Raw genomic sequence first — 24,644 nt, 5'->3', positions numbered from 1 at the left:
ATGAAAGCCCCGAAGTAAATTTGGGACAGGCAGGAATACAGTTCAACTGCAGCACTACCATTACGCTGCTATTATAGAACTCAATCGTAATTCGTCAGTCTAAAATCGTACACCTCCCTAGTCCATATACTTGCCAACAATTGGCATACGCCTGCCCATGCCAAAAGCTTTAGGCGATACCCTTAAAATTGGCGGGGTTTGATAACGTTTAAACTCTGCCAAATTTACCATGCGCAAAATGCGTTTCACTAAAGTTTCCTCAAAACCTTGGGCAATAATCTCTTTCGAGCCTTTCTTAAGTTCTATGTGTTGATATAGGATTTGATCTAAAATATCGTATTCGGGCAACGAATCAGAGTCTTTTTGATCTGGCCTTAACTCTGCCGATGGTGGTTTAACGATCGTATTAACTGGAATAATCTCTCTATCCTTATTAATGTATCTGGCCAAATTAAAAACCTGTGTTTTATAAACATCGCCAATAACGCTAATGGCGCCACACATATCACCGTACAAAGTTCCGTAACCAACAGCACACTCACTTTTGTTCGAAGTATTGAGCAAAATATAGCCAAACTTATTAGACATAGCCATTACTACAATTCCGCGGCAACGAGCTTGGATATTCTCTTCCGTCAAGTTAAACGCCAACCCTTCGAAAGGTTTTGCCAACATGAGATCAAAAGCATCGGCAGCTGCTGCAATTGGAATAATTTCGTGCTTGCAGCCAATGTTATTTACCAGATCCAAAGCATCTTGTACCGAGTGGTCTGTAGAATATTTAGAAGGCATTAAAACAGCCATCACATTTTCGGCACCTAAAGCCCTACATGCCAAAGCACAAACCACAGCCGAATCTATACCACCAGAAAGTCCCAAAACGGCTTTTTGAAAACCTGATTTTGCAAAATAATCTTTGATACCCAAAACTAATGCGTCGTGTATTTGTTCAATATCTGAAGTTCTTTCTGCCGCTGGATATTTGTTCTTTACATGCGCTATTTCTTCCAAATCGAAAACCTGTAGATCTTCCTCAAAGTACTTCATTTCTGCTTTTAGCGAACCTTCTTCATCAAATACCAAAGAGCCCCCATCAAAAATAATTTCTGTTTGTGCACCAACCTGGTTTACATAAAATAAAGGCAACTGATATTTTTTGGCATTATCAGAAAGTACTTTTATGCGGTCTTCATCGTGCCCGTAATCAAATGGCGAAGCCGCAATGTTAATCATCAAGTCGGGCTGCTGCTTAATCAGCTCATCCATTGGGCAAGAAACGTATAGTGGATCATCATTGATGTTCCAAAGGTCTTCGCAAATGGTCAACGCAATTTTTTTGCCTTCATAATCCACACAATCAAAAACTGTATTAGGCTCAAAATAGCGATATTCATCAAACACATCGTACGTAGGCAACAAAGCTTTCTTTACAATTTGCTTCACTTCGCCATTGGCAATAAAATAAGCGGCATTAAACAAGTCTTTACCTGCTAGTACCGGATTTTTAGCAGGCAAGCCCACAATACAAGCTATACCTGTACAATGTTTTGCAATCTCTTGCGCAGCTTTTTCGCAGAGCGATATAAAATCTTCGAACTCCAGAAAATCGCGTGGCGGGTAACCACAAATTGCCAACTCTGCAAACACGACAACATCTGCCCCTTTTAGCTTTGCCAAAGCAATATTGGAAATAATTTTTTGTGTATTATTTTCGAAATTACCGATATGGTAGTTAAGTTGTGCCAATGCAATTTTCATAGTACAAAAATAAAAAAACAAGCCTTAATTAAGGCTTGTTTCATCAATCAAATATTTTAATCGGCTACTAAAAAAATACGCCAATATTTAATGCTACATAATGATTTTTAACCGTATGCGGTTTTTTAGCAATATTGGTTAAACCATTATTATAGGTAATTCCGCCCAACAAACTCGTTTTTCCACTTAAGCGATACTCTACGCCACCACCAATAAGCATTCCTGCTCTTAAAAACTTGGTATTATTGGTAGCCTTAAGATCTTCTGCCAAAGGAGTATTTGCTTGTTCTACATCTTGGCGGGCACCAATCCTAAAATCGGTAGTTAGGCCAAACTGGCCGTACCATTTCATATCGTCCTTTTCGTCGGTTTTTAATTTAATAGAAAGTGGTATCTGCAAATATTGCATTTTATACTTTACATCATAGGCTGTTTGCCCTGCCGAAGCATTATGATAAGGCTGATAATTAATGATTTTACCCGCTCCGTTAACGCTGGTTACCGTTAACCCTGTTGCAAAGCAATAATTTTCGGCAAATTCAAAATCGCTCATTAAACCATAAGTAAAGCCCGTGCTTAAACCACTTCCCTCGCCGTTCTCCACTTTTAAAAAACCAAAATTTGGATGTGCCGTAAGCCCTAATCTAACCTGCGATGCCTCTTGCGCAAATAAACTTGCAGAGGTGATTGAAAATAATAACGCTAATAATGTTCTTTTCATAAGTAAAATATTTATGTTTTCAATATTATGCAATAATCTGATAACTACAGTTCATATTCGTTTTATATATTTGTTAGCAATGATACATAAAACCAAACTTTGCCAAAGTTATTTATTTTTTCTATGTGCTATGCTTTTTTTTTCGTGCAGTGAAAACAAAAAGCCCAATGTAGGCCATATAAATCTCGATATAAAGATAGAGCGATTTGACAAAGACCTTTACAACCTAAGAGGAAAGCCAATTCAACTAACCGATAGCCTATTACACAAGAAATACGGAGCGTTTTACGAAGATTTCATCTTCAAAATGGTGGGCAACGAAAGTTATACTCGCCAACAAATATTGCAAGGGCTCTATGAAGACAAAAATAAAGCCTACACCCATCTTAACCACGAGGTAGATAGCGTTTTTCCGAACCTTGACAAAACAGAAAAAGCACTTACCGAAACTTTTAAGTACATGAAGTACTATTACCCCAAGGCTCCAATTCCACGCTTTATCGGTTTTCTATCTGGTTTTGCATACCAAACGCCAATTGGCGACAACTATGTGGGCATTGGTTTAGATATGTTTTTGGGCAAAGACAGTAAATTTTATGGTGCCTTGGTACACAGCATTCCGCTATATGTGTCTAGAAGATTTACCCCCGAATATATTGTGCCCCGTGTAAGCGAATACTACGCTAGAGAGACCTTATTTAAAGAACAAGATGAAGACCGCAGCCTGTTGGCAAAAATGATCTACAATGGAAAAGTGCTCTACTTTATGGAACAAGTGCTGCCAAATCATTTGCCCGACAGTGTAAAAATTGGCTATACAGCAAAGCAATTAACTTGGTGTAAAGAGTTTGAGAGTGAAATTTGGGCTTTTTACTTAGAAAACAACCTCCTTTACGAAACTGATTACACTAAAATACAAGTTTATTTAAGCGAGGGCCCATTTACGCCAGGCTTGGGAGAAAACAATGCATCGGCACCAAAATTAGGAGTTTGGACAGGCTGGCAAATTGTACGCAAATACATGAAAGAAAACCCAGAAATTACTTTGCAACAATTAATGGCCGATACCGATGCGCAGAAGATATTGACCAAATCGAAGTATAAACCTAAACTAATGAAGTAATTGGCCGATACCATAATTAGCTAATTATCGCATTTTCAAACTATCAATTATCACATTATCGAATTAACAAATCATCACATTAACTAAACATGAAAGTTGGTATTGTATTAAGCGGAGGCGGGGTAAGAGGCATTGCCCATCTAGGTGTACTTAGTGCACTCAAAAAAACAGGCATTCAGTTTAGCCATATTACAGGCACAAGCGCAGGTGCTATTGCTGGGGCTTTTTATGCCGCCGGAATTGACCCCGAAGAAACTTTTAATATCTTCATGAAAACGAAGCTAATTAAATTTATACGCCCAGCCTTTGGATCATTAGGCTTAATAAATATTGAAAGAACCGGAGATATTTTCAAAACGTACTTGCCTGCGCACATCGAAGATTTAAAAACTCCACTTACCATTTGCACCACCAATTTTAGCGAGGGCAATGTAGCCTACTTTACCAAAGGCCCTTTAATTAGAGCCATACATGCCTCGTGCTGTATTCCTGGGGTATTTAAGCCCATTATGATGGATGGGCAAATGTACGTAGATGGTGGCGTGCTAAACAACTTCCCTGTAGAACCCTTGTTAAACAAAGTTGATTACATTATTGGTTCTACCTGCAACCATTTAAGGTCTGTAAATAAAATTGTAGGTATTACCCGGTTAATGCAACGAACGGGCATTATGTCAATCAATCACGACATGGAAAGAAAATCTAAATGCTGCAATTTGATGATTGAACCAAAGGGAATGGGCGAGATCAGTACTTTTGACACTAAAAAAGCCGAAACCATTTATTGGTTGGCCCACGAAGAAGCATTAAAAACAATTAAAAGTAGCGAGAGTTTTAGGCAGTTAATGAACTCCCAAATCACCTAAAGGAAACTTTGTTTTCTAGCGCACTATTAATTTATAATTTGCTAACTCCCTCTTTAGGTTGCTAGGGAGATCAGTTTTTCACCCTCCAAAACCGGAATAGTTTTACACACATCTGTTTTTAAACAAAACTGTACATCTTCTTCGATGTTCAATTTTATCAAACGGTGACTGTGCGAAGATTTCTTCAAATACGCTCGTAAGTCACCTTTAGCCAATTGATACATATCTAACGCAGCCACACTAGAATCATCGCCTACGGTAAAATCATTTTGCAACTGTTCTACCACAGCACCAGCAAATAAAGTATCTTCCAAATTAAAATTATCTTTCCAACCTGCACAAAGGAGCAACACATCTTTATTCTCTTTTTTAAGATAATTACAAACCGAAGTTAGGTTAAGAAACGAACCTACAATTACTTGGTGTGCCCTTTCTTGGGCCATGCGCATGGCCTTGGTACCATTGGTGGTAGTTAACACAATGGTTTTTCCAGCTACTTTATCGGCAGTGTAAGAAAAAGGCGAATTCCCAAAATCGTAGCCCTTAACTACTTCGCCATTACGCTCGGCTGCCAACAAACAACCCTTATCAGCATAGTTTAAACAATCTTCCACATTCATCACCGGAATAATTGCTGCTGCCCCATTTTCTATACCGTAAGTAATGGAAGAAGTTGCCCTCAAAATATCGATAACAACCACAATACTATGCTCGATAGCATATAAATTTAGCAGAGCGGGCGTTAAACAAACTTCTATTTTTGGCATTTTTAAGTGATACGTTTTAAGTGATACGTTTTAAGTTGTAAGCCCAGAACGTAGAACTTACAACTTAAAACGTATAACCTATTTCTTAAGAAAAGGAAACTTTACAATTTTAGCTTTTACTTTGTTATTTCTAATGTCGATAAAAATCTCTGTACCTTCTTTGGCAAAATCTTTAGTTACATAAGCAATACCAATAGCTTTTTGCAGCGATGGCGATTGCGTTCCTGAAGTTACCTTACCAATTTGATTGCCCTCTGCATCAACTACGATATAATCATGACGAGGGATACCTCTGTCAATCATCTCGAAACCTACCAACTTACGGGCCACCCCTGCTTCTTTTTGTGCCAACAAAGCCGCCGAGTTAGTAAATTCTTTGGTAAACTTAGTTACCCAACCTAAACCAGCTTCAAGGGGCGATGTAGTCTCATCAATATCATTTCCGTACAAACAGAAACCCATTTCTAAACGTAAGGTATCACGAGCACCCAAACCAATTGGTTTAATCCCAAACTCAGCACCCGCTTCAAAAACAGCTTCCCAAATTTGATCGGCGTATTGGTTCTCAAAATAAATCTCGAAACCACCCGCACCCGTATAACCAGTAGCTGAAACCAGCACATTATCTACACCTGCAAACTTACCTTTTTTGAAGGTATAATATTCCATCGAGGCCAAATCCATATCAGTTAACGACTGTAAGGCATCTGCCGCTTTTGGACCTTGGATCGCCAATAAAGAAGTCTGATCAGAAATGTTGTGCATTTCTACCCCTTTATTGTTGAATTTCTGGATCCAATTCCAATCTTTATCAATATTAGAAGCATTTACCACCAACATATAAGTTTTCTCATCTATACGATAAACCAATAAATCATCTACAATACCTCCATCTTCGTTTGGCAGGTACGAATATTGAATTTTACCATCATAAAGTTTCGATGCGTCGTTACTGGTTACACGCTGAATTAAATCTAAAGCATGCTCTCCCTTAAGGATAAACTCGCCCATGTGGCTTACATCAAAAACACCAACGGTATTACGAACAGTAGCGTGTTCTACATTAATACCTTCATATTGCACAGGCATATTATAGCCAGCAAAAGGAACCATTTTAGCACCAAGGGCAATATGTTTTTCGGTTAAAGCAGTGTTTTTCATCATTTTTATTTTTAATAAATCGTTATCAGGAATATCTTGGTTTAATATGCGGGCAAAAGTACTAAGAAAAAGCCAATTTATCGATAATCAAACCCTTTTAAAGCTATCTTGGAGTTACAAGCTTAACTCATCACTTTTTCCATTAAAAGAACTACCTCTCCCAATCCAGGTTTCACTGAATTAGTTCCTTAACTTCGATTAATAATGCACTAGAAATGATCTTAAAAGCTGATGCTGAACTGCAACAGAACTTGTGCCTATTGTATTGCTAGCAAATAACCTACCCTCTTAAACAACAAAAAATGGCATAGCTGTGGCTAGATAGATACGGGTATATTAGGGCAACACACCTGCAAGGCTACGGTATAGGTGAACCTGAGGTGCACTCAACGTGGACTTAAGGTGGAGTTGAGGTGGACTTGTAAAATATTTGGAGATTTGTTTTTAGGATAGATTATCCTAAAATTGAGAGTAAAGCTAAATTACGAAAAAATGACGACCCAAGGAAGAATATAGCTAACAGCCTATGTTTTGAGAAGGCGTTGTAAACACGAGCAACAACATTGAAATATTTTCAATTTTAAACCACCAAAACAACCAACTTTGCAAAACATGCAATAAATTTTTAAAAAATTAACACAAACACTTGCTTTTATAAAAAATAATATCCTTCTTTGTAATATAAAAAATACACTATACCCAAAACGATGATTTTAAACTCTTCAATTATTACCACAATTATTATTACCGGCAGCCAAGCTATCGGGAGCAACCTTGTGTAAAATTGAAAAAATATAAAAAACACAAAAAGCGTCCCGATAAAAATCGGGGCGCTTTTTTTTTAACCATAAACAAACAATGAAACCGGCTTGATTGGCACAATCAAAAATAAAATACAATCAAAAACAGCTTCATTACATTAAAAACAAATAACGAAATCAATGAAAGTCCTCAAATTTGGTGGTACATCCGTAGGTACGACCGAAAACATTAAAACCCTTCTAAAGCTCGTAAAAGAAGAAAGAAAAAATGCTAACCCGATAGTTGTATTATCGGCCATGAGCGGCGTAACCAACCTTCTTCTAGAAATGGCGGAACTAGCCGAAAAAGGTGAAAACTATCAAGAGCAGTTAAAAGGCATCGAGCAAAAACATTTCGATGTAGTAAAAGCATTATTGCCAGCAGCCGCTCAAAACCCAATCTTAACTAAATTAAAAATTCATTTTAACGAGTTAGAAGATGCCCTACAAGCAGTTTCGAGCTTAAAAGAGTTGAGCTTACGCACCAAAGATTTCATTGTAAGTTTTGGCGAAAGATGCGCTAACAGTATGGTGGCACATATTGCTACACAATATTTCGATAATTCGTTATACGTTGATGGTTCTAAACTAATTAAAACTGATAGCGATTTTGGCAGTGCCCGTGTAGATTTTAAGCTTACCGACGCGCTAATTAAAGAATTTTACGAAGAAAACAACGACAAGGTTTTGTTCGTTACTGGTTTTATCGCTAGCAACGCAGCAAACCAGATTACCACATTAGGGCGTGGTGGTTCTGATTATACCGCAGCCATTTGGGGCGCTGCTTTAGATGCAGAAGAAATAGAAATTTGGACCGATGTAAACGGCATGATGACTGCAGACCCTCGTATTGTTAAAAAAGCTTTCTCATTAGATGAACTGAGCTATATCGAAGCAATGGAGTTAAGTTATTTCGGTGCTAAAGTAATTTACCCGCCAACCATGGTGCCTGCATTTGCAAAGAAAATTCCATTGGTAATTAGAAATACTTTCGAGCCAGAGTTTCCTGGAACTTTCATCCGTAGCAATATCAAATCTTCTGAGCTGCCTATCAAAGGCATTTCCTCAATCAACCAGATTAGTATTATAAATTTGAGCGGAAGCGGCATGGTGGGCAAAACAGGTTTCAGTGGCCGCTTGTTTTCGCTACTTTCAAGAGAGCAAATCAACATTGTTTTAATTACCCAATCGTCTTCAGAGCACAGTATCACTTTTGCGGTTAATCCGGCAGATGCGGCAAGAGCGGTAACCATCATCAATAAAGAATTTGAACTAGAATTAGCAGCCGGAAAATTAGCTTACCCAGAAGTAGAAGGCGATTTAGCAGTACTCGCCATTGTTGGCGAAAACATGAAGCGCACCCCGGGCATGAGCGGCCGTTTGTTCCACGCATTGGGACGTAACGGCATCAATGTTCGTGCTATTGCACAAGGTTCTTCAGAATACAACATCTCGGTAATTATTGGTAAAGACGATTTACCAAAAGCGTTAAATGCCGTTCACGATGCGTTCTACACCGACTTGAAACGCACCCTAAACGTGTATTGCCTGGGTACCGGAAACATCGGCAAAACAATGTTCAAACAAATTAAAGAGCAAACGCAATTCTTGGCCGAGAAAAACGACTTGCAAGTAAAAGTTGTGGGCATTGCCAATACCCGTAAAATGCTTTTTGATGCCAATGGAATTGATTTAGATTCTTGGGAGTCTAAACTAGAAAAGAATGGCGAGCAAGCCAACTTATCAGAGTTTGTAGCTAAAATGCAGTCGTTAAATTTGGCCAACAGCGTTTTTGTTGACAATACTGCTAGCGAAGCGCCAATTCCATTTTACAAGCAGGTATTTGAAAGCAGCGTTTCCATAGTTGCCTGCAATAAAAAAGGCAATTCCGCAGAATTTGCCCAATACAAATTATTTAAAGATACCGCTAAAAAACATGGGGTAGATTTCTATTACGAAACCAACGTGGGCGCAGGCTTGCCCATTATCGGCACCTTGAAAAACCTGATGATGAGCGGCGATAGAATCGATAAAATTGAGGCAATCTTATCAGGAACAATATCGTTCATATTTAACAGTTTTAAAGGCGACAAAGCCTTTTACGATATTGTGAAAGAAGCGCAAGATTTGGGTTACACCGAACCAGACCCTCGCGACGATTTGAACGGCAAAGATTTTATGCGTAAAATGCTAATTTTAGCCAGAGACGCTGGTTATCCGTTAGAAGCTGAAGATGTAAAAATCGATAACATTTTACCTGAAGCCTGCTTGAAAGCAGATACAGTAGAATCGTTTTATGAGGAGCTGAAGAAGAACGCGGCGTATTTCGAGAATTTAAAAAACACTGCCGAGAGCGAGAAAAAAGTACTGCGTTACATTGGTAAACTAGAAAATGAAAAAGTAGAAATTAGCTTGCAAATGGTTGGTGAAGACCATCCTTTTTATGCCCTATCTGGTGCCGACAATATCATTTCTTTCGTAACCGATAGGTATAAATTCCGCCCAATGGTAGTGAAAGGCCCAGGTGCTGGTGCCGAAGTTACCGCAGCAGGTGTATTTGCAGATATCATTAACGTAGCTACCAAAACCCCCTAGCCCCCTGAAGGGGGAACTCAAAACATAATGGAAATACAAAATTTAGAAAAAGAGAGTTTACAATATATGAGCGATAAACAGTCAAAGTCCCCTTTAGGGGATTTAGGGGTTGAAATTCGTGTCTTCGCCCCAGCAACTGTGGCCAACGTAGTGTGTGGTTTCGATGTACTTGGCTTTGCAGTAAATGCTCCTGGAGATGAAGTAGTGATGCGCTTGGTTGAAGAGCCCGGTGTGCGCCTGCTAAAAATTACTGGCGATGAGGGCAAACTTCCGCTAAATAGCGATAAAAATACCGTAAGCGCTTCGGTAAAGCACTACCTAAGCCATATAAAGCGTGAAGATGTTGGCGTAGAAATAGAACTGCACAAGAAAATGCCAATTGGCAGTGGTTTGGGCTCTAGCTCGGCAAGTACCGTTGCAGGTTTATATGCCATTAACCAACTAATGGGAAATTTACTAACCGCTAAAGAACTAGTTCCTTTTGCCATGAAAGGCGAAGAAATTGCCTGCGGCTATGGCCATGCCGATAACGTTGCTCCGGCAATTATGGGCGGCTTTGTGCTGGTACGCAGTTACGAACCTTTGGATGTGATCTCACTCCCGGTTCCTGATGGTATGTTTGCGGCAATTGTTTATCCAGAGGTTGATGTTCCTACAAAAGATGCCCGCCAAATGATCCGCGCTAAAGTAGCTTTAAAAGATGCCGTTACCCAATGGGGAAATGTAGCTGGCTTGGTAAGTGGTTTGTTCTTAAACGACATGGATTTGGTAGGCCGAAGCATGAAAGATGTTTTGGTAGAGCCCACTCGTTCTATTTTAATTCCAGATTTTGAGGTACTGCGCCAATTGGCCATGGAAAACGGCGCCGTTGGCTTCGGAATTTCTGGTTCTGGCCCATCGGTTTTTGCCTTAACCAAGGATGAAGAAAGTGCTAAGAAGATCACTAAAGCACAACAAATGCACCTACATCAAATTAATATTAAAAGCAACGCTTACGTTTCTAAAGTAAATACTGAAGGACCGAAGACGTTGTAAGTGACACGTTGTACGTTTTGTATGTCGGCTATTTATGACGTAAAACCTATAACGTAAAACCTAATACTCCCAAGATGAAATTCTACTCAACTAATAATAAAGACTTACGCGTTTCCTTTAAAGAAGCCGTTTTTAATAGCATGCCTTTAGATAAAGGATTGTACATGCCCGAGGTTATCCCTCAACTACCTACCGATTTTATCGATCATATTGAAAAGTATTCGCTAACAGAAATCGCTTACGAAGTAGCATCAGCTCTGCTGAAAGACGAAATACGTGCCGAAGATTTGAAAGCTTTGGTAGCAGAAGCGGCTAATTTTAACGCTCCTGCCGTTGCTTTAGACGATCATACTTTTGTATTAGAGCTTTTCCACGGGCCCTCTTTAGCATTTAAAGATTTTGGCGCTCGTTTTATGAGCCGTGTAATGGGCTATTTCCTAAAAGATGGCGAACAATTACTAGATGTTTTGGTAGCTACATCGGGCGATACAGGTGGTGCCGTAGCACTAGGGTTTTTGGGCGTTCCGAACACCAGAGTTACCATCCTTTATCCGAAAGGGAAAGTAAGCCCAATACAAGAACAACAGTTAACTACTTTAGGGCAAAACATTAGGGCCATTGAAATTGATGGCACTTTTGACGATTGCCAAGCTTTGGTGAAAGCAGCATTCGCTGATGAAGAATTGAACAAAAAGTTCCGTTTAACTTCGGCAAATTCCATCAACATTTCACGTTTAATTCCGCAAACGTTCTACTACTTTAATGCTTATGCACAGTTAAAACGTAAAGGCATTAAAGACGTAGTTTTTTCTGTACCTAGCGGAAATTTTGGCAACATTGGCGCTGGTTTACTAGCTTATAAAATGGGCCTGCCAGTAAAACAGTTTATTGCTGCTACCAATGTAAATGATACCGTTCCGCGTTTCTTAGAAACTGGCGTTTACGAAACAAAACCATCGGTACAAACTTACGCTAACGCAATGGATGTTGGTGCACCAAGCAATTGGGTACGTATCATGGATTTATTTGGTGGCGATACTGAAACATTAAAAAAAGTAGTAACCGCATATCGTTACAATGACGAAGAAACTTTAGCGGGCATTAAAACTATTGATGAAAAATACAACTACATTACCTGCCCGCATACTGCCATTGCTTATTTGGCGGCAGATAAATACAGAAACGAAACTGATTTTGAAGGCGGCATAGTATTCTTATCAACTGCCCACAGTTGTAAGTTCCCCGATATTTTTCCTGCAGAATTGGCTGCCAAAATAGAAATCCCGACTTCGGTAAAAGAGCTAGAAGGTAGGACTAAACAAGCCGATGAACTGGGAGTAGATTTTGAAGGATTTAAAAAGTGGCTGGAGAGTAAAAATTAACGGGGTAACCTTTCATACTTTACTATTTGCTGAAAGTATATTAACCCGTTGTGCAGGTAGGAAATTTAGCCACAGATATTAAAGGGATTAAAGTCTAGGGAAATTTAGTTTTTGGCCTAAAATCCATTATTGATCCGTAATATTTCGCTTCAATTTTGTTTAAAAACTACAAAAATTTATGTATCTGTGGCTAGCTTATATTACTCGTTTTCTCGCTGCGCTATGTATCGAAATAACGACAGCAGTACAAACTTATACTTCTCCGTCATTTCAACCAAAGGGAGAAATCTAGCAACTTGATATAACCAATAGCAAACTCGCTAGATTTCTCCTTATCGAAAGGGATCGCAAGGTGTTAAAGAGAGATCACCTCTCCTTCACTTTCGTTACCCGTTCTATCTACAGCAGTAACTTTAATGGCTTTTAACTTTGCTTTAGCTTTGGTTTTTGCATTCACCTCTGCCTCGTTAGCTACTTGCAAAAAAGTACTTTTTGCATTTACGGTTCTGTAGGTCCATACATTGCCGTATTGCGTGTAAATTACATATTTAAACACATCTTTCGCATCTTTAGGTATCCAAGCAATATAAGTATCTTCTCCTCTTGCTTCGGTATTTACAGCTGGTGCAACCGGTGCTTTTTTATCCAACCATGGCGATACTGGCACCAACGCCTCCTCTTGATATGGTCCAGTTAACAAATCGCTCTGCAACATTTCGTTTTTTGTTAAGGCACCAATGCTCCAATGCGAAACACCCGGCGATTTTGGTGTCATTCCCCTGGTAATCATAATTTGATTGATGACCTCATCGCTATTTTTCTCGCCGCCACCCAAACCACTATTAATACCTGGCCACAAATGTTTATGCTTCGTATTCTCTTGCTGCCACCAGCCCAACAATACCGGAAAGCTCTGTTGAATGGCATTAACTCTCCAATATAACTGCGGCATATAATAATCTATCCATCCTTTATTTAGCCAAAGTTTCGCATCGGCGTATAACTTATCGTATTGATCCATGCTACGAATAGATTCTGGATAGCCCGGGCGCCAAACCCCAAAGGGGCTAATGCCGAATTTAACATGTTTTTTCGCTGCTTTAATCTGCTTGTACAGTTTCTCTACAAACTTGTTTACATGGTCGCGTCGCCAATCGCCTCTCGATAACTTGCCACCCTTCTTTTGATATTCGGCATAGCTTTCATTGTCTGGAAAATCGGCACCGCCATTATATTCTTCATAAGGATAGAAATAATCATCGAAATGCACCCCATCAATATCGTAGCGCTTCACAATATCATTCACTACTTTAAAGGCCAAATCTTGTGTCCCTTTTTTAGATGGATCGAACCACCAATAACCTTGTTTTAGCTTCACCACTAAATCTGGGTGTTTGGTTACCACAGAATGTTCGCTTACGGGGCCACCGGAAATATGGTGTGCTCTATATGGATTTAACCAAACATGCAGCTCTAAGCCTCTCTCATGCGCCGCATTTACCCAAAACTCTAGAGGGTCGTAATACGGATTTGGGGCTTGCCCTTGTACACCAGTTAAGTAATAAGACCAAGGCTCTAAGTCGCTGTTATAAAAGGCATCTGCTTGAGGTCTAACTTGAAAAATAACCGCATTAAAGTTATTTTTCTTCAACATATCTAACAAAGCAATAGCTTCGTCTTGTTGTTGTTGGGTAGTTAAACCAGGTTTGCTAGGCCAGTTAATATTGGCTACACTGGCCACCCAAGCAGCCCTAAATTCGCGTTGTATTTTTGGGGCAGTATTAATTTGAGCATTGGTATGCGAGGCAACGCAAACCAACAAAACAAAAAATAGTTTTCTTAACATAACTTGATGAATTTACCTCAATGATAAAGATAAATTATCATAATAACGCAAAAACAGCGCAAACACCGCAAATAGTTGCAGAAAAACCTTCGGCTTTATTATAACTAAAACACTGCTTTTGCAATCTCTTTAGTTTGATCTGGCTTGCCCATGGTATAAAAGTGTAATACAGGCGCCCCAAATTTGATGAGTTCTTTACACTGCTTAATCATAGCTTGTGTGCCAATCTCCTTAGCCTCTGCATTGTTTTTAGCAGTCGATAAAGCTTCTGTTAATTCATCGGGCAAATCAATATGGAAAATTTTAGGCAAAGCATTGATTTGCCCTAAAGTACTTATTGGTTTTAAGCCCGGAATAATTGGCACGTTAATTCCGTTATCTCTACATTTCTGCACAAACTCGAAATACTTCTGATTATCGAAAAACATTTGTGTAACAATAAACTCGGCCCCAAGATCTACTTTTTGTTTCAAATATTTGAAATCGGTATTCAGGTTTGGTGCCTCAAAATGTTTTTCGGGATATCCGGCAACACCAATACAAAAATCGCTCTTGAAAGTCTCTACATCTTCGTGCAAAAATTTGCCTTCGTTATGGTTTTTAATATGGGAAATCAAGTCTGTAGCATACGCATGACCGCCAGGTGTAGGCACAAACGAGGCATCGGCTTTTCGAGCGTCGCCCCTTAAAGCCAATACATTATCGATACCTAAAAACTGTAAATCAATCAGTGCATTCTCGGTTTCTTCCTTAGTAAAACCACCACAAATTAAATGTGGTACGGCATCTATTTTATATTTATGGATAATGGCCGCACAAATAGCTATAGTTCCCGGACGTTTACGGTAAGAAACTTTCTGTAACAACCCATTTGGTTGCTCTTTATAAATGTAATCTTCCCTTAAAGAGGTTACATCTATAAATGGCGGTTCAAATTCTAATAATGGCTCAATCCCATTGTAAATCCAGTCGATACCCTGCCCTTTTATTGGCGGTAAAAGCTCAAATGAGAATAAGGTTTTACCCTTGGCGTTTTTGATGTGTTCTGTAATTTTCATTGGTTGTTTGGTTGTTGTTTGGTTGTTTGGTTGTTTGGTTGTTTAGCTTAAAAGCCGATCAACTTCTTTCCAATCATTTCCAAAAACTAATCTCTTGTTACTATCCTTTAGTTAGATATCTTATATATCCGTTAATTAACTTTCCCAATATTTCAATCTGATAGATACTTTCGTTTAATTCAGTATCTGAAATAAAACCAATATCAAATGAAACATATATTTGAGTTTCTAATTCATACAACGAGCCCCTAGCAATTGCTAAAAATTGAATCGTTTCCTTTGGATGTTGCCTTCCTGAACCTTCCGCAATATTTGATGGCACCGAAACTGCACATCGTCTAATTTGAGAAGTTAATCCGTATGTTTCTTCTTTTGGAAATGTAGCAGTAAGTTTATAAATATAGGCTGCAAAAATTCTTGCTGTCTTCCAAACTTCTAGTTCTGTATATTTTTGATATGCCATATTAATACGATACTATGCTATCCCAAACATCTAAAAAACCAACCAAACAACTAATAGGCAAGATTAGGCGCCAACCATCTTTCCGCTTCTTCTAGCATCAGGTCTTTTCTCGAAGCGTATTCCTCTACTTGGTCTTTTTCTATTTTCCCTAAACCAAAATAACGCGATTCTGGATGTGAAAAATAAAAACCACTTACCGCAGCAGTAGGATACATGGCATAGCTTTCGGTAATGCGCAAGCCTATTTTTTCTTCGGCTTCTAGCAGGGCAAACAACGTGCCTTTTTCGGTATGTTCCGGACAAGCTGGATAACCTGGCGCTGGACGAATACCTACGTATTGCTCTTTAATCAAATCTTCATTAGAAAAATTCTCGTCTTTTGCGTAACCCCAATAATCTTTACGCACCAGCTCATGCAGTTTTTCGGCAAAGGCTTCTGCTAAACGATCGGCCAAAGCTTTTACCATGATACTATTGTAATCATCAAAGTTTTTCTCGTATTCGGCTACCAACTCATCACAACCAATACCCGTAGTTAAAGCAAATCCACCAAAATAATCCTGTTTACCGCTACCTTCTGGCGCAATAAAATCAGATAAAGCATAATAAGGCTGACCATCTACTTTCTCGGCCTGTTGGCGCAACGTATGGATCCGTACTTTCTCGGCTTTGCCATTTTTTAACGCTGGCGTAACTTTTAAAGTACTGCTTGGTAAATCCAATTCAATATCATCGCCTATGGCTTGTGCCGGCCAAAAACCAAACACCGCCTTTGCTCTCAATAACTTTTCATCTACAATGCGCTTTAGTAAAGCCTGTGCATCATCAAATAGCTTCTTAGCCTCGTCGCCTACATTTTTATCTTCAAAAATTCGAGGATAGCTGCCACGTAGCTCCCAAGTATGGAAAAAAGGTGTCCAATCGATATAAGGAAGTAGCTCTTCTAATGGGTAATCTTCCAATAATTTTGTACCTGTAAAGGTTGGTGCAGGTGAAATTTTTGCTAGATCTATCTGGAATTTATTTGCTCTTGCTTCTTCAATTGTTTTATAGCGTTTATCCGAGCGTTTGTTCAAATGTGCTTCACGAGCTTTATCATATTCGGCTTTAATTTGGGCCACATAAGTATCTTTCAGCTCGCCGTTCATTAAAGTGCTACAAACGGTTACACTTCTCGATGCATCTAACACGTGTATGGTTGGCCCAGAATAGCCAGGCGCTACTTTAACGGCTGCGTGTATTCTCGAAGTGGTAGCGCCGCCTATAATTAACGGAATGGTAAAACCTTCGCGTTCCATTTCTTTAGCAAAATGAACCATTTCATCTAAAGAAGGGGTAATTAAGCCACTTAAACCAATAATATCTGCATTAATTTCTTTGGCTTTTTTAATGATTTCTTGCGCTGGCACCATTACGCCCATATCCACAATTTCGAAGTTATTACAGGCCAATACTACACCCACAATATTTTTACCGATATCATGTACATCGCCTTTTACAGTTGCTAACAATACTTTTCCGGCTGATGAGCTTTGATTTTGATCGGGATTATCTAGTTTTTCTTGTTCTATAAACGGAAGGAGATAGGCTACTGCTTTTTTCATTACTCTGGCCGATTTTACTACTTGCGGCAAAAACATTTTTCCAGCGCCAAATAGATCCCCAACAATGTTCATCCCGTCCATTAATGGCCCTTCAATTACTTGAATTGGTCTTTCGTATTTCTGTCGAGCTTCTTCTACGTCATCATCTAAAAACTCAATTATGCCTTTTACCAAAGCATGCGATAAGCGTTCTTCAACCGTTCCTTGTCGCCAAGCTTCGTCCTTTACAACGGCCTTACCTTTATTTTTTACAGTTTCAGCAAATTCAACTAAACGTTCAGTGGCGTCATCTCTACGGTTTAAAAGCACATCTTCTACACGTTCTAAAAGTTCGGGCTGTATTTCCTGATAAACCTCTAACATACCCGCATTTACAATGCCCATATCTAAACCGGCATGAATGGCATGGTACAAAAATGCAGAGTGCATGGCTTCACGCACTACGTTGTTTCCTCTAAAAGAGAATGAAATATTGGAAACCCCACCACTAACTTTAGCATGAGGCAAGTTTTGTTTAATCCAACGGGTAGCTTCAATAAAATCTACCGCATAATTATTATGTTCTTCTAAGCCTGTAGCTACTGTTAAAATATTCGGGTCGAAGATGATATCCTCTGGGGGAAATCCAACTTTGTTCACTAAAATATCGTAACTACGTTTGCAAATTTCTATTCTGCGATGATAATTATCTGCTTGTCCTTTCTCATCAAAAGCCATTACTACCACTGCAGCGCCATAAGTTAACACAGTTTTCGCATGTTTTTCAAAAACTTCTTCTCCTTCTTTTAAAGAGATAGAGTTAACGATACCTTTACCCTGCAAACATTTCAACCCAGCTTCAATTACGCTCCACTTAGAAGAATCTACCATGATGGGCAACTTGGCAATATCAGGCTCTGAGGCGATTAAATTCAAGAATTTAGTCATGGCCGCTTCCGAGTCGATCATACCCTCGTCCATGTTTACATCAATAATTTGCGCACCACCTTCTACTTGCTGTAGTGCAATAGCCAATGCTGCTTCGTAATCGCCACCTAAAATTAGTTTAGAAAATTTTGGAGAACCTGTGATGTTGGTACGTTCGCCCACGTTCACGAAAATACTTTCGGGTGTGATGGTTACAGGTTCTAATCCGCTTAAACGCAAATAAGGTGCTATAGCTGGTATTTTTCTTGGTTGGGCTGTTGCCGCTTTTTTAGCAATACAACCAATATGTTCTGGTGTAGTACCGCAGCAACCACCCACAATATTCACAAATCCGGAAGTGATGAAATCATCTACCAAATGAGCAGTTTCATGTGGCAGCTCATCATAAGCGCCAAACTCGTTAGGCAAACCTGCATTTGGATAGGCAGACACGTAACATTTCGCTTTCGCAGCCAATTCCTCAATATGTGGGCGCATTTCTTTGGCTCCCAAAGCACAGTTAAAACCAATACTTAATGGATTGGCATGTGCTACAGAATTTAAAAATGCTTCTGCCGTTTGGCCAGACAAAGTTCTGCCCGAAGCATCGGTAATGGTACCAGAAATCATGATTTCCAATTTCTTACCTACTACTTCTTCGTATTGTTTAATGGCCGCAATAGCCACTTTTGCATTTAAAGTATCAAAAATGGTTTCGATTAAAAGTACATCTGCGCCGCCATCTACCAAACCTCTAATTTGCTCATAATAGGCCTCAAAAAGTTCATCGTATGAAATAGCCCTGAAACCTGGATCATTTACATCTGGCGATAGCGATAAGGTACGGTTGGTTGGCCCAATGGCTCCGGCTACAAAGCATTTCCTATCGGGATTTTTAGCCATAAACGCTGTAACCGCTTCTTTCGCAATCTTAGCACCTTCGTAGCTCAGTTCGTAGCTCAACTCTTCCATCTGGTAGTCGGCCATAGAAATACGTTGTGTACTAAAGGTATTGGTCTCGATGATATCGGCCCCTGCTGCTAAATATTCGGTATGGATAGCCTTAATAATATCCGGCCGGGTGATATTTAACAAATCGTTATTTCCCTTTACATCACAGGGATGTGTTGCAAACCGCTCACCTCTAAAATCTTCTTCGGTTAGGGTGTAACGCTGTATCATGGTACCCATGGCACCATCTATAATTAAAATACGTTTTTCTAGTTCTTGTCTAATGCTCATGCTCTTACAGATATGAGATGCGAGAAATGAGATATGAGAATAACCTTGACAACAAATGTGTCAAATCTCAAATCTAATGTCTCAAATCTATTAGCTTACTCTAAAAGTATGGAATTGGTTTCCCTTTAAACTTATCTTCTCTCGCCACTGCTGAGATTAGAAATTAGCACCTTGTTGGCACAGGTTGCTAAGACTTCGTTGGGTCTAGTCCCTCCGTCTTTCTTAATAAGCAGTACAAAGGTGCAACATCCGCTTATCATTTCCAAACATATCAGTAACACAACCAAATAAAATTACAAAGGCCAAGCAAAAATGCTCGGCCTTCGATATAATATTTTGTAAAAAATGAACTAGCGTCTATCTCCAAAAACCCTCAATAAAGAAAGAAACAGGTTAATAAAAGTAATATAAAGCGACAAAGCCCCCATTAATGCTAATTTTTTGCTATCAGCTAATGCAATTTCATTTCCATGCTCATCTAATCCTTCGCCTATTCTTTTAATTTCTTGAACTTTATAAGCGGTTAAAGCTGTAAAAATAGCAATACCCACAAAGCCTAAAACATAACCTAAGGTATCACTACCGATAAACATATTGATGATACTTACCACCACTAAACCAATTACACCAGCCATTAATATAGGACCAAATTTACTTAAATCTACATCGGTAGTATAACCCATAACCGCCATCACAGCGAAAATGATAGCTGCAGCAGCAAAACATATTGCGATAGAAGCAGAAGTATAGATTAATAAAACAAAACCTAACATTACGCCAGTTAAAATAGAGTACAATAAGAAAATACCTACCAAAGCTGGGTAAGATAACCTTTGCATTGCTGCTCCCATTAGCATTACTAAACCAAGTGGTGCAAATATGGCAATGTAGCCAAGCACTGTAAATCCTCTATCGCCTATCAAGTAAGACATTATTCCTGGAGAGGTAGCCAACATAAATGCCGACACGGCAGATACGGCTAATGCTACAAACATCCACAAGAAAACATTAGCAAAGAATTTTTTAGAAACCGATTTTTCCTGTACAAAAACCGAGTGATCTTGATATTGATAATTTTGTTGTTCCATCATTAATTTAAATTGGTTAACGGCTAAAAATACACTTTTAGTTTAATCTTTTGGTCAAAATTTCCTCAACTTTTTTGAAAAACTGTAATGGCTTAAGTGTTCTCCAGTGTAAATCATCTAGTTCGCCACCAAAATTGATATAGTAATCGAGACTATTTTCACGAAACTCTGTAATGACATGTGCATTGAAATTAACACCCGCTATCCACCCCTCTTCATCATCCACTTCCTGAAACCATTCTTCGTAGTAGTTATCGTCTGAGGCATGAAAATTTAAGATATTCTCTCCTATCAGGATAAATTTACTGATTCCTTCATCCATCATTAATTCGAGAATTTCCCTTTTTAAAATCATGATATCATTGGTAATGGCATCATTCCACTCTCCAATAAATTCAATGATGGCATACCTTCTGTCATAATCGGCGTAAAGCACCTTGAGATAAAGCGTGTTAGAGCCAAAGATATCCCACTGGGGGTGAATAAGATAGTTATAGAGCTGTTTGTCGTAATAAAACTCCGAATATTCGGTATCGTAGAAAGGAGACCGCTCATCTTCAGCGGCAATATAATCGTCTCTCCACTGATAATATGGTTCAATCTCGTGCATGAAGCGAAATTACGATTTTAGATTTACGAAAGAGCTAAAAAAACAAGCCACAGATGCACAGATATTTCATTTATAAAAGAAAAATCTGTGTATCTGTGGCCAAAAAATCTATTGTGCGCTTATTTGCTTGCTTCTACAGCTTTACGCACACTACCGTACTTAATTAAAAGTTCTGCAGCTTTTTCTTCGTCTATATTTAATTCTTCCATCACCATGTGGGTGCCTCTATCTACCAATTTATGATTGGTAAGCTGCATATCCACCATTCTATTTCCTTTTACACGACCAAGCTGTATCATCACCGTGGTACTTAGCATATTTAACACTAATTTTTGTGCTGTGCCCGATTTCATTCTTGTAGAGCCTGTTAAAAACTCCGGACCAACCACCACCTCTACAGGAAAATCGGATTCGGCAACTATTGGACCGCCTTGGTTACAAACAACACAACCTGTAAGCACACCATGCTGGCGGGCCGTGTTTAAACCTCCAATTACATAGGGCGTAGTGCCCGAAGCAGCTAAGCCAATTAAACAATCTTTTGCACTAATATTATACTCCTGTAGATCTTTCCAGGCCTGTGCCACATCATCTTCGGCAAACTCTACCGCTTTGCGAATAGCAGAATCGCCACCGGCAATAATACCTACTACCCAATCAAAAGGCACTCCAAATGTTGGTGGGCACTCCGAGGCATCTACCACGCCCAAACGACCGCTGGTACCCGCCCCAATGTAAAACAACCTGCCTCCTGCACGCATACGCTCGGCTACGGCAGTAGCTAGTTTCTCAATTTGAGGCAAAGCTGCTTCTACAGCCAATGGCACCAATTTATCTTCGTTATTGATTCCTTTTAAAACCTCCATAACCGACATTTTATCGATGTCTTTATAGTTTGATTCTTGTTCGGTAATTCTTTTCATTTAATTATTTTTCCTGCTGGTTTTTCATACAAATATTAAAAATACCCGCAATATCACGCAATAGTTTTCAAATATCGGCATTTATTATTTAAAAACTAAATAGTAATTTTTACGTTTCTTCTGAGAACGCACTTATTTTCTTACCTTTGCCTATCTCAAAATAATGAAAAAAAACACCCGTCTCAATCTATTGATAGCGTTGGCCTACTGCGTAACGTTAATTGGAGGTATGTATTTGGGATATAGATTTTTAAAAGACCAAGGCTTTAACGTACAAAAAGACATTAGGCTTGCCAATACCGAAGAAGAAAAGGTAGAAGACATTATCCATATCATTAAAAAAAAATATGTTGATGAAGTTAATGCAGACAGCCTAAAAAACCTACCTATAGATAGCCTTCTGCATCAACTTGATCCGCATAGTGCTTATTTACCGCCAAAAGAAGCTTTTGAACTCGCCGAAACCCTTGAAGGAAATTTTGAAGGCGTAGGTGTAGAATATTATATCCTTAATGATACTTTATTAGTTACCCATGTAGTAAAAGATGGGCCGGCTTTTGCAAGCGGAATTAAGCAGGGCGATAAAATACTAAAGGTAGATACCACCACAGTTAGTGGGCGCTCGCTACCCCGCTCGGCCATGATGGGAAAAATTAAAGGTAAAAAAGGCACTACAGTACAACTTACCGTTTTGCAGCAAGGTGCCACAACACCTACCTTGTTTAATATAAAACGAGGCAAGGTAGAAGTAAGCAGCATTGATGCAGCTTACATGATTAACCAAGAAACGGCCTACATTAGAATTGGCAAGTTTGGCGCCACTACAGATACAGATTTTGCCAACACCCTTAAAAACCTAAAAACCAAAGGCATGAAAAAAATGGTGCTTGATTTAAGGGATAATGGTGGTGGTTACCTTACCGCGGCTACTGCTTTGGCAAATCAGTTTTTACCAGAAAACAAACTAATTGTTTATACCCAAGGCAAACACGAGCCGCGTACAAATTATTTCACCACTGGTGGGGGCGAATTTGAACAAGGAAAATTGGCTGTTCTAATTAACGAAAATTCGGCATCGGCTAGCGAGATTTTTGCAGGTGCCATACAAGACTTAAATAGGGGCATTATTATTGGCCGCCGCTCGTTTGGAAAAGGCTTGGTACAAGAACAATTTGCTTTTGAAGATGGCTCGGCACTTAACCTAACCATTGCTCGTTATTATACGCCATTGGGCAGAAGCATACAAAAATCTTATAAAAGAGGCTACAAAGCCTATCAGCAAGAAATAAAAGATCGACTAGATAACGGAGAGCTTACCGCAGAATCGGCCAAAGCCGATAGCTTAATGAACAATATGCCCTACATTACAAAAGACGGTAAGAAAATTTTTGCTGGAGGAGGCATACAGCCCGACATTTATGTAAAGCTAGATACTTTGGGCTATAATAATTTTTATGCTACCTTACTGCAAAAGAAAATATTTGTAGATTTTGTTTTCGAAACTCTTGCAGACAGATATACTTCTGAATATTTAAATAAAGCAGTATCGGTTTTTAACATCTCCGACCGTGATTATGTAGATTTCTTGAAGTACGCGGAAAGCAAAAAAATAACAATCGACACCAAACAATTAATTCCGGCGAAGCCTTTAATTTATAAAAACCTAAAGTTAATGCTCTACAAGTATTATTTGGGAGATGTGGGTTATTACAAGGCGCACAACCAGAGTGATGCCATGGTTAAACAAGCTTTGGGCTATTTGGCCTCTAATTAAATTTTATTCGCCTGCAACCAGTTCTTTAGGCGCTCAAACCAGTCGTCGTTAGTAGTTTTATTGAAAAGCCCAAAGCCATGGCCCCCAGCTTGGTAAATGTGCAGCTCGGCAGGCACACCGTTTTTTACCAAAGCCTCGTTATACCTCAAGCTATTTTGTACTGGCACCGCTTTATCATTGTTAGCATGCACCATAAAGGTAGGCGGTGTTTCTGCCGTAACTTGACGCTCTGACGAGAAATATTTTCTCTGCTCATCCGTAGGTTTTTCTCCTAACAGCCTTAGTACCGAACCTGCGTGGGTATATTGCCCAAAAGTAATTACTGGATAAATTAATATAGAAAAACTAGGCCTTAAACTAATATTATCTTCATTGTCAATTTTCATATCGGCATAGTGCGTACTTGCGCTAGAGGCGAGGTGCCCGCCTGCAGAAAAGCCCATGATGCCTACTTTAGCAGGATTTACGCCAAATGAAGCAGCATTTTTCCTTACCAAGTAAATGGCCTGTAAAGCATCTTGCAATGGGCCAATTGTTTTATCTTTCATAATTAAATCGCTCGGCAAGCGATATTTCAACACAAAAGCAGTAATACCAATTTCCTGAAAACGTTTAGCTACTTTTAACCCTTCCTTATCCAAAGCCAACAAGGTATATCCACCTCCGGGACAAATAATAACGGCAGCACCTGTTGGATTTTTCGGTTTAAAAATATACAATTCAGGCTTTGATACCTTCGTTATTCGAGCCGTACCATCTTTCACTAAATCATTTTCTTCTACATAACTTGCCGGAGTAGGTTTTGCACCCGGAATAGCGCCTCCGTATAACGAAATTACCTCTTGCGCATTTGCATTTATCATTGTAACTAAAAGGGCGGTTAGCAGTCCGAAAAATCTAAAATTAGTCATTGTTATCTTGC

General features: G+C 39.2%; 18 protein-coding genes and 1 riboswitch. Of the genes, 6 read left to right on the top strand and 12 right to left on the bottom strand.

Going from position 1 to position 24,644, the window contains the following annotated elements; translation table 11 throughout:
* Nucleotides 1-117 precede the first annotated feature (117 nt).
* Nucleotides 118-1,758, bottom strand: a complete 1,641-nt coding sequence (locus B3I52_RS15330; RefSeq protein ID WP_293302930.1) for an NAD+ synthase — start codon at nt 1,756-1,758, stop codon at nt 118-120.
* A 67-nt stretch (nt 1,759-1,825) separates the two neighbouring features.
* Nucleotides 1,826-2,479 (bottom strand): porin family protein, encoded by a 654-nt coding sequence (locus B3I52_RS15325; protein WP_293302928.1) that lies wholly within the window; start codon nt 2,477-2,479, stop codon nt 1,826-1,828.
* Nucleotides 2,480-2,558: 79 nt separating this feature from the next.
* Between B3I52_RS15325 and gldB the strand changes: the two genes are divergently transcribed.
* Entirely contained in the window at nt 2,559-3,602 is a 1,044-nt protein-coding gene (gldB, locus tag B3I52_RS15320) for a gliding motility lipoprotein GldB (protein ID WP_293302927.1), read from the top strand.
* A gap of 89 nt (nt 3,603-3,691) precedes the next feature.
* Nucleotides 3,692-4,468 (top strand): patatin-like phospholipase family protein, encoded by a 777-nt coding sequence (locus B3I52_RS15315; protein ID WP_293302924.1) that lies wholly within the window; start codon nt 3,692-3,694, stop codon nt 4,466-4,468.
* Between the two features lie 53 nt (nt 4,469-4,521).
* Here the strand turns inward: B3I52_RS15315 and B3I52_RS15310 are convergent, their stop codons facing one another.
* Nucleotides 4,522-5,235 (bottom strand): 2-phosphosulfolactate phosphatase, encoded by a 714-nt coding sequence (locus B3I52_RS15310; RefSeq protein WP_293302921.1) that lies wholly within the window; start codon nt 5,233-5,235, stop codon nt 4,522-4,524.
* 78 nt (nt 5,236-5,313) lie between these two features.
* Nucleotides 5,314-6,396 carry a glycine cleavage system aminomethyltransferase GcvT gene (gene gcvT, locus B3I52_RS15305; RefSeq protein ID WP_293302985.1) on the bottom strand — a complete coding sequence of 361 codons (1,083 nt, stop codon included), beginning with the start codon at nt 6,394-6,396 and terminating at the stop codon, nt 5,314-5,316.
* 941 nt (nt 6,397-7,337) lie between these two features.
* On the opposite strand from gcvT, the gene thrA reads away from it, so the two are divergent.
* The 3 genes from thrA (at nt 7,338) to thrC (ending at nt 12,208) form a co-directional block, all read left to right on the top strand.
* Entirely contained in the window at nt 7,338-9,791 is a 2,454-nt protein-coding gene (gene thrA / locus B3I52_RS15300; protein WP_293302919.1) for a bifunctional aspartate kinase/homoserine dehydrogenase I, read from the top strand.
* Nucleotides 9,792-9,857: 66 nt separating this feature from the next.
* Nucleotides 9,858-10,826 (top strand): homoserine kinase, encoded by a 969-nt coding sequence (locus B3I52_RS15295; protein ID WP_293302983.1) that lies wholly within the window; start codon nt 9,858-9,860, stop codon nt 10,824-10,826.
* Between the two features lie 74 nt (nt 10,827-10,900).
* On the top strand, nt 10,901-12,208 hold the full coding sequence (gene thrC, locus B3I52_RS15290; protein ID WP_293302916.1) for a threonine synthase: 1,308 nt from the start codon (nt 10,901-10,903) through the stop codon (nt 12,206-12,208).
* Nucleotides 12,209-12,563: 355 nt separating this feature from the next.
* Here thrC and B3I52_RS15285 read toward each other — a convergent pair whose 3' ends face one another.
* The 7 genes from B3I52_RS15285 to murQ form a co-directional block, all read right to left on the bottom strand.
* Nucleotides 12,564-14,054 (bottom strand): glycoside hydrolase family 10 protein, encoded by a 1,491-nt coding sequence (locus tag B3I52_RS15285; protein WP_293302913.1) that lies wholly within the window; start codon nt 14,052-14,054, stop codon nt 12,564-12,566.
* A 104-nt stretch (nt 14,055-14,158) separates the two neighbouring features.
* Nucleotides 14,159-15,112, bottom strand: a complete 954-nt coding sequence (locus tag B3I52_RS15280; protein ID WP_293302911.1) for a methylenetetrahydrofolate reductase — start codon at nt 15,110-15,112, stop codon at nt 14,159-14,161.
* A gap of 100 nt (nt 15,113-15,212) precedes the next feature.
* Entirely contained in the window at nt 15,213-15,575 is a 363-nt protein-coding gene (locus tag B3I52_RS15275) for a four helix bundle protein (RefSeq protein WP_293302909.1), read from the bottom strand.
* Nucleotides 15,576-15,625: 50 nt separating this feature from the next.
* Nucleotides 15,626-19,327, bottom strand: coding sequence for a methionine synthase (metH, locus tag B3I52_RS15270; protein ID WP_293302908.1), 3,702 nt, complete (start codon nt 19,325-19,327; stop codon nt 15,626-15,628).
* Nucleotides 19,328-19,455: 128 nt separating this feature from the next.
* Nucleotides 19,456-19,559: riboswitch (SAM riboswitch) on the bottom strand.
* 118 nt (nt 19,560-19,677) lie between these two features.
* Nucleotides 19,678-20,418 (bottom strand): Bax inhibitor-1/YccA family protein, encoded by a 741-nt coding sequence (locus B3I52_RS15265; protein ID WP_293302906.1) that lies wholly within the window; start codon nt 20,416-20,418, stop codon nt 19,678-19,680.
* A gap of 34 nt (nt 20,419-20,452) precedes the next feature.
* Nucleotides 20,453-21,025 carry a hypothetical protein gene (locus tag B3I52_RS15260; protein ID WP_293302904.1) on the bottom strand — a complete coding sequence of 191 codons (573 nt, stop codon included), beginning with the start codon at nt 21,023-21,025 and terminating at the stop codon, nt 20,453-20,455.
* Between the two features lie 119 nt (nt 21,026-21,144).
* Nucleotides 21,145-21,948: an N-acetylmuramic acid 6-phosphate etherase gene (gene murQ, locus B3I52_RS15255; RefSeq protein ID WP_293302903.1), complete on the bottom strand. Its 804-nt coding sequence runs from the start codon at nt 21,946-21,948 to the stop codon at nt 21,145-21,147.
* Between the two features lie 163 nt (nt 21,949-22,111).
* Between murQ and B3I52_RS15250 the strand changes: the two genes are divergently transcribed.
* The gene (locus B3I52_RS15250) at nt 22,112-23,722 is read left to right on the top strand and encodes a S41 family peptidase (protein WP_293302902.1); all 1,611 of its coding nucleotides are present in this window, start codon (nt 22,112-22,114) and stop codon (nt 23,720-23,722) included.
* On the opposite strand, the gene B3I52_RS15245 is transcribed toward B3I52_RS15250, so the two are convergent.
* A complete protein-coding gene (locus B3I52_RS15245) occupies nt 23,719-24,633 on the bottom strand; it encodes an alpha/beta hydrolase (RefSeq protein ID WP_293302899.1) in 915 nt (304 codons plus the stop codon). The genes B3I52_RS15250 and B3I52_RS15245 overlap by 4 nt on opposite strands.
* Between the last annotated feature and the right edge of the window lie 11 nt (nt 24,634-24,644).

The organism is Pedobacter sp. UBA4863 (assembly GCF_002399615.1).
Taxonomy (GTDB): domain Bacteria; phylum Bacteroidota; class Bacteroidia; order Sphingobacteriales; family Sphingobacteriaceae; genus Pedobacter.
The sequence above is the reverse complement of the archived record's forward strand: the minus strand, read 5'-3'. Positions and strand labels throughout refer to the sequence as shown.

Coding starts and splice junctions, on each gene's coding strand:
- B3I52_RS15280 (WP_293302911.1), bottom strand. CDS start 15,112: ATGAAAATTACAGAACACATCAAAAACGCCAAGGGTAAAACCTTATTC.
- B3I52_RS15285 (WP_293302913.1), bottom strand. CDS start 14,054: ATGTTAAGAAAACTATTTTTTGTTTTGTTGGTTTGCGTTGCCTCGCAT.
- gldB (WP_293302927.1), top strand. CDS start 2,559: ATGATACATAAAACCAAACTTTGCCAAAGTTATTTATTTTTTCTATGT.
- B3I52_RS15260 (WP_293302904.1), bottom strand. CDS start 21,025: ATGCACGAGATTGAACCATATTATCAGTGGAGAGACGATTATATTGCC.
- B3I52_RS15315 (WP_293302924.1), top strand. CDS start 3,692: ATGAAAGTTGGTATTGTATTAAGCGGAGGCGGGGTAAGAGGCATTGCC.
- B3I52_RS15295 (WP_293302983.1), top strand. CDS start 9,858: ATGAGCGATAAACAGTCAAAGTCCCCTTTAGGGGATTTAGGGGTTGAA.
- gcvT (WP_293302985.1), bottom strand. CDS start 6,396: ATGAAAAACACTGCTTTAACCGAAAAACATATTGCCCTTGGTGCTAAA.
- B3I52_RS15250 (WP_293302902.1), top strand. CDS start 22,112: ATGAAAAAAAACACCCGTCTCAATCTATTGATAGCGTTGGCCTACTGC.
- B3I52_RS15310 (WP_293302921.1), bottom strand. CDS start 5,235: ATGCCAAAAATAGAAGTTTGTTTAACGCCCGCTCTGCTAAATTTATAT.
- thrA (WP_293302919.1), top strand. CDS start 7,338: ATGAAAGTCCTCAAATTTGGTGGTACATCCGTAGGTACGACCGAAAAC.
- B3I52_RS15275 (WP_293302909.1), bottom strand. CDS start 15,575: ATGGCATATCAAAAATATACAGAACTAGAAGTTTGGAAGACAGCAAGA.
- B3I52_RS15265 (WP_293302906.1), bottom strand. CDS start 20,418: ATGATGGAACAACAAAATTATCAATATCAAGATCACTCGGTTTTTGTA.
- B3I52_RS15325 (WP_293302928.1), bottom strand. CDS start 2,479: ATGAAAAGAACATTATTAGCGTTATTATTTTCAATCACCTCTGCAAGT.
- thrC (WP_293302916.1), top strand. CDS start 10,901: ATGAAATTCTACTCAACTAATAATAAAGACTTACGCGTTTCCTTTAAA.
- B3I52_RS15330 (WP_293302930.1), bottom strand. CDS start 1,758: ATGAAAATTGCATTGGCACAACTTAACTACCATATCGGTAATTTCGAA.
- metH (WP_293302908.1), bottom strand. CDS start 19,327: ATGAGCATTAGACAAGAACTAGAAAAACGTATTTTAATTATAGATGGT.
- B3I52_RS15245 (WP_293302899.1), bottom strand. CDS start 24,633: ATGACTAATTTTAGATTTTTCGGACTGCTAACCGCCCTTTTAGTTACA.
- murQ (WP_293302903.1), bottom strand. CDS start 21,948: ATGAAAAGAATTACCGAACAAGAATCAAACTATAAAGACATCGATAAA.